General features: G+C 39.5%; 4 protein-coding genes. 1 reads left to right on the top strand and 3 read right to left on the bottom strand.

All coding sequences use genetic code 11. The features are described 5' to 3' along the window. Positions 1–390 precede the first annotated feature (390 nt). Both E2K74_RS14245 and mobC read right to left on the bottom strand, forming a co-directional pair. Positions 391–2,292, bottom strand: coding sequence for a relaxase/mobilization nuclease domain-containing protein (locus E2K74_RS14245; RefSeq protein ID WP_044103697.1), 1,902 nt, complete (start codon positions 2,290–2,292; stop codon positions 391–393). Beyond that, a complete protein-coding gene (mobC, locus tag E2K74_RS14240; protein WP_044103698.1) occupies positions 2,289–2,633 on the bottom strand; it encodes a plasmid mobilization relaxosome protein MobC in 345 nt (114 codons plus the stop codon). The genes E2K74_RS14245 and mobC overlap by 4 nt, the downstream gene beginning before the upstream one ends. 520 nt (positions 2,634–3,153) lie before the next feature. Between mobC and estT the strand changes: the two genes are divergently transcribed. Beyond that, complete coding sequence (estT, locus tag E2K74_RS14235) at positions 3,154–4,014, top strand: macrolide hydrolase EstT (RefSeq protein ID WP_227548048.1); 861 nt, start codon at positions 3,154–3,156, stop codon at positions 4,012–4,014. Positions 4,015–4,063: 49 nt separating this feature from the next. Here the strand turns inward: estT and E2K74_RS14230 are convergent. Next, on the bottom strand, positions 4,064–4,989 hold a 926-nt coding region (locus tag E2K74_RS14230), incomplete at its 5' end, for a replication initiation protein (protein WP_319922820.1).

The raw sequence follows: 4,989 nt of genomic DNA, 5'->3' as shown, positions 1-4,989 counted from the left end.
CGTTTTGGGCGAATAACCACCCCGTACCCTAAATCATCCGAGCAATACGGTTTTTTTGGGAGTTTTTCGTAAAAATCGTCTGAAAATTGCGTTTTATTGAGCATGAAACACGTCCAAGTGTTGCATTGGCTCAAAACATCAGTAAAATACAAGTATCGAATTTGAGTTTTACGGATGCTTTAAGCGTTTGTTTAACAAAGAGAAAAAAGCGGGTTTGCAGACCTGCTTTTTTTTCGCCTGATGAAAATATTACACCTTTTTGAATTGCTGTCAAATGACTGATTTTCAAAACAAAATATTGCGACAAATTGTCGCAGATATGCGACCTTTTGAAGATGCTTTTTTTTCGAGGACAGCATTGCAAAGGCAATGCTCCGCAGAAAAAAAGTATCAAAATCTAGGTGAATAACTCCTGTCATTTTTACGTTGTTGCTCCAGTTGCAACTCTCTACGTCTGTCCAGCTCATCTAAAGCCTTAAAGATATTTGTTTGATCAAACCCTCGAATTTTTCGTGATACTGTTGCACTGAGTCTAGTTTCCTTTGAAGCTGTTGGGTCAATGGTGCTGTCTGCTTCTCGATTTCTGTATAGATCATCGTTGGCAATAGTTCGTTGATCTCGTTCTTTAGATTTAACCCAGTCACTAATTGCTCTAAATGGCTCTGTAATCGCTGTTTTAAGCTGCTCTCCAAGTTTTGTAATAAAGTCTCTGATAGCTTCGGATTCTGTAGCTGTCTGATATGATTTTTCATCTCTTTTTCTTTCTCGGTCAGCATGTTGAAGTGAGTTATCAATTTGTTGCAGTAGCTCTCTAGTTCGCTTATCGTTTTGCTCTGCGTTTGAATGAGCTGTAATGCTTGCTCTTGCTGCTTCTGTTGCTCTTTGAGCTGCTGCTGTTGCTGCTCGATAATCTGCAATAACTGTGCTTCGAGATTCATTTAATTGGTTTCCTGCACTATTCGCATATTGTTGCTGTACTGCTGCGCTTTCGGGTCGATCTGGACGCACCAGTCCCATTTTTTCTCTGTCCCACACTTCTGAATATTCAGGCTCGCCCCTTGGCTTTTTAGCCACTGGACTTTGTTCTCCATCTCTGTGATGTCGCTGTACTTGCTTTTGCTGACGTATCCCAGACAAATACTGCTGATAAGCGTTATACATGCCAGTGAAATCAAGGCTATATTCGATGTAATAAGGGTTTTCTTTAATTTGGCTGCTTGGGCTGTTTCTTGGCTCAAGCCGTTCAACTGCTGCAAGTTCGCTTGTAGCTGTTTGATCTGCTGTTGTTGTTCTTGCAATAGGGCTGTCATGCCTTGTTGCTGCTGCTTCTTGGTTTGAGCTGTAGTCTGGTCGATCTGCTGCAATATCTCGTTCGTTGCTTCGCTCTGTTTCTGCTGTATATCCGTTTTGGTGCTGTCGATACTGCTGCTCAAGCTCTGTGCTTCGCTTTGCACTGTATTCCGCATATCTTTGAATATCTGACTGATTTCGCTGTTCAGCTTCTCGTCTATATCGTTCTGATGCTGCGATAGTAAGTTGTTGGCTCGTTTCTGTAAGTCTAAAATCTTGCTCATAGATTGCACCTGTAAGCCTTATCGGGCGGGCTTTTTCGTCATCATTCGGATTTTTAATGGATAGGCTTTTCTTGGTTTCTCTGGTGACTTCAAGACCAAGATCCAATAGCCATTTTTTCATGCTCTGCCGATCTGTAATTAGTCCACTTTCAACGGCTCTCGTTGCTTCAATATCAAGCGTTTCCTTGATCTCATTAACAGTTTTAGGCAAGTTTTTTGCCGTTGTAACGGCTTGGCGATAGAGGGGGTCATCTGCATCATGCAGCTGATATTCATAGTTTGTAATCTTCTTAAACAGATCAATACGAGGACGATCAGCTTTATCATAATAAGGCTGTAAACGTTGTCCTGTAAGTATTTCAACATTAGGGATTAGGAAGTTAAGCTCTAATCTTCGCTCCCCTGTTTCTTCGTTTAATTTGTCTTGATGCTCAATCCACAAGACACGGTACTGGCTCTGATCCATGCCAGGGAATAAGGCTTGCTCAAAATCCTGCATGATTTTTTGTTTATCCTGGTCAGATAAATCATGCTCATAAAAAGACAAACAACCACTGGTATATTTTTTGGCAAAAGGAGACGTATCAATTAATCCAGATACTTCGGAAACATCGCCCTGTAGGACTTTTGCATAATCTCGATCACGGTCTTTACCAAGCAAATAATCCAATGGCCCTTTACTTAAACCGTTCCCATATCTAAAGAATTGAACAATCATTTTTTCAATTCCTTTAAGGTCTGATCAATCCCTATTAACAGGTGCAAAAGCCTTGCAGCATCAAGGGGGCGACTGCTTGCGATATCAGTATTTATTGCCTTTGCAATCTGATTGATGTTGCCTCCAATTCGGGATAGCTCAAGCAAAAAATCACGGTCTAATTTTGTGTAGTGATTTTCCTGATTCTTTTTTTTGGCGTTGCCTTGAGTTGCATCAATTTGGGCAAGTGAAGTATCCCTTAGATATTTGGCAATATTTAGGATATTGGCATCTTTGATTTTCTGTACCTCTGCATCAGAAAATCGGACTTTGTAAACCTTATTACGTTTGATCGCTGTCATGCTTTTGCCTTTGCTTTTGGGGGTTTCGGGGGCTTGCCCCTGAACAAGGTCATGGAACACATCTGCGTAGCAGAGGGGTCTCCATGTATCCTTGCATTCCATTACGGTAGCAGACCCCTAGACGTAATTCAATTAAGCAAGTCATGGTAAGTCTGTGGACAAAGGAAAACCCTGTGATCTAACCTGTGTGCAACTCAACGTATAACTGCTTTATCGTTATGTGGAGTTGTGCATCGTGTTTAGGCACAGATCAGGTTTTACGGTCGCTTGCGATTGTCCACAGACGTTGCTCATTCCCTTAAATAATAATTTTTAAAAATGAAAAGGGAAAAAAGCACCCGAGAGGGCTGATATCTGATTTAGGCTTCGTGTCTCAATAAAATTGATTAGAATCTGTATTCGTAGCCAAAATCTATGCTAGGCTAGGGTGAGAATGGAACAACAATGACAGGAGCAATTCACCGCTGTTCTTAAGTTTTTGCTATCTGGGTAAAATTTTACTTTGTTATATGATTGACTATTGGAAATACAAGAAAAAATGAAAGATAAAATAATTACAGCGAACAACATTAGTCTTTATACAGAAAGTTTTGGATTTGAATATAACCCTACAATTTTATTAGTTGCAGGAGCGACAGTTTCAATGCTTTATTGGGACACAAAGTTTTGCCAAAAATTAGCAGAAAAAGGTTTTTTCGTAATTCGTTACGACAACAGAGATGTCGGAAAATCAACTTTCTATGAGTTAGGTAAATCAACATACGATATTGTTGATTTGACAAACGATGCAATTTCAATCTTAGACGGTTACAATATTGAACAAGCACATTTTTTAGGTATGTCTTTAGGTGGGCTAATTTGTCAAATTGCTGCAATAAAATATCCAGATAAAGTAAAATCATTAATACTTTTATCTACAGGACCTTGGGGAGATTCTAACCCAAACATTCCTGAAATGGACACAAGAATTCTGGACTTTCACAGAAAATCGGAGACTGTTGATTGGGAAAATGAAGATAGTGTCGTGAACTATATGATTGAAGGCTCTGCTTTAATGAGTGGAAGAAAGCAATTTGACAAATTAAAATGTGAAAACTTAATAAGAGCTGAGTTTAATAGAGCCAACAATTATATAAGTATGTTCAATCACGCTACATTACAAGGGGGTGAAGAGTATTGGAATAGATTAGACGAAATTAAACAGCCGACTTTAATCATACATGGTACTGATGATTTAATATGGCACTTTAAAAACACAGATGTTTTACTTGAAAGGATAGAAAAATCAAAATTAGTTATACTTAAAAAAACAGGACACGAATTACACTTTGAAGATTGGAATACTATAATTAACGGGATAACCAACCATATAAATAATTGAAAAATTAAAAATAAAATCATCTAATGAAATACAGCCTAAAAGTAACGGTTTATTTAGTTTTTTCATCTTTCAATCTTCTGTAGTAAGTTGCTCTACTGATACCTAAAATCAGCCAAGGCTTTTTTTCCGTTACACTATCTTTCCTTCGAATAATCCCAGACTGGATACCCCCTAATTTACCCTTTCTACTTTGACGGTCTATGAATTCCTGGTAGTGATAACCGTCTTTCTTCCAACAATATCGAGCAATGGACTTGGCAGTGGCTTTGACTTCGCTATACGGCAATGGCTCTATAAACGCACTATTTGCGTTCTGGCACTGCTCTAAGACTTTCCCTAGCCAAATAGCAAACGTACTGCCTCGATGCGCTCTAATCGCCTTATATGCCCAATATCTAACTGTATCGAACATCATACAGTTCCGCCCAAGCCCTGAAACCTCTTTTAAGTCGGTTTTTAGTTCCTGAAGCTCTACAAAATCGGCTAAATAATTTAGATCGTATGGTTGAACGCCAAAGGTATGATTTTCCCATGTTCCGTGACATGGATTTTTAGTGATTAACCCCGTATAGCCACGATCTGCACCTAACGCCAAGCTATACGCCTGCTCAATCTTGGCAAGGTACTGTATGACATTCTGCTTTGCTCGATGCGTGGTACACACTGGAGCTAAAAGCATATAGCCAATATGTGCATGTCCATTTTGGCGATTTTTGGCTATCCACGTTGGGGTCGGTAAATTTGCGTCAGACCACGCAAAATAAGCGTCTTGGCGGTCTATATCGAACACCAACGAGCTAACAAGACAAGGGGGATTATGCTGAATATATGGCTTCTGGATTGCGGTACGTTTTGGGCGAATAACCACCCCGTACCCTAAATCATCCGAGCAATACGGTTTTTTTGGGAGTTTTTCGTAAAAATCGTCTGAAAATTGCGTTTTATTGAGCATGAAACACGTCCAAGTGTTGCATT

Source organism: Acinetobacter sp. RF15B (assembly GCF_007558235.1).
Classification (GTDB): Bacteria; Pseudomonadota; Gammaproteobacteria; order Pseudomonadales; family Moraxellaceae; genus Acinetobacter; species Acinetobacter lwoffii_C.
Note: the sequence above shows the minus strand (reverse complement) of the source record. Positions and strands in the feature narration are given on the sequence as shown.

What these genes read in the sequence shown, in the direction of transcription:
- E2K74_RS14245 (WP_044103697.1), bottom strand. Translation starts at nt 2,292, where the DNA reads ATGATTGTTCAATTCTTTAGATATGGGAACGGTTTAAGTAAAGGGCCA.
- mobC (WP_044103698.1), bottom strand. Translation starts at nt 2,633, where the DNA reads ATGACAGCGATCAAACGTAATAAGGTTTACAAAGTCCGATTTTCTGAT.